Genomic DNA, 1031 nt, shown 5'->3' with positions numbered 1-1031 from the left:
AGCGGAACAATGGGAGAAGACTATTTTACTCAGCTAGATCATGCCAAATTAATGTATAAGGTTGTGTATTCCGCGCCGAGTGAGACCACTGCACAGCACACGCAAGAGGCTGTGAATATCTTATCTTCATTTAGTCCGGACTTGCTGTTGTTCGCTGGTGGAGATGGCACGGCTCGAGATGTTTGTGCGTCCATAAACAACGAGCAGGTATGTCTGGGCATACCGAGTGGTGTGAAGATGCACTCTGGTGTTTTCGCTATCACGCCTCAAGCAGTTGTGTCGATCATAAAGAGCATGTTGGCGCGTAAGCTCGTTGCGGTGACTGAAGCTGAGGTGCGTGATATTGACGAACGATCCTTTCAAGAGGGGCGGGTTGTTACCAAGCACTTTGGTGAGTTGCTTGTTCCCGATGATCAATTGTTGGTGCAATGCGTAAAGTGTAGCGGTTTGCCTGATGATCAGTTATCGCTAGATGACATTGCGGCATTCGTCTCTGAGACGCTCGAGGATGATGTACTTTATCTCTTTGGTTCTGGTGGTAGCTTACGACATATTAAAGAGTTCGTCGGCATTGATGAGCCAACCTTGCTTGGTGTGGATGCCTGGTATAACGGAGAGTGTATTGCGAAGGATGCGAACGAACCAGTATTGATTGATTTACTTGGCAATTATCCAAAGGCAAAGTTGTTTTTGTCTGTGATTGGAGGGCAGGGAGTAGTATTAGGCCGCGGTAATCAGCAGCTAAGCGTTCGCGTGTTAAGAATGCTTGGCATTACCAACATTCAATTTGTCGGGACGCAAGAAAAGCTTCATGCGTTAGAGGGTAAAGCACTGCAGGTCGATAGTGGAGACGATGCTCTGAACCAAGAGATTAGTGGTTATCGGCCCATTTTATGTGGCTATCACGACTACGTCTTGTACGACATCGCTTACAGTGCATAAGTTCGTCTATTTATTTTTGTACTCTGAAAACAAATGAATCATCAAGCGAGCCAAGTGAGTCGAGGTCCCATTCTTCAAAGCAATTCTAA

Annotated in this window: 1 protein-coding gene; it reads left to right on the top strand. The window is 46.3% G+C overall.

What is annotated here, in order from left to right:
- Positions 1-942 (top strand): ATP-NAD kinase family protein (locus A3738_RS07750; protein ID WP_156504073.1); only part of this gene is annotated, 942 nt, incomplete at its 5' end.
- Positions 943-1031 lie beyond the last annotated feature (89 nt).

The sequence above is a fragment of the Oleiphilus sp. HI0066 genome, assembly GCF_001635725.1.
Note: the sequence above shows the minus strand (reverse complement) of the source record. Positions and strands in the feature narration are given on the sequence as shown.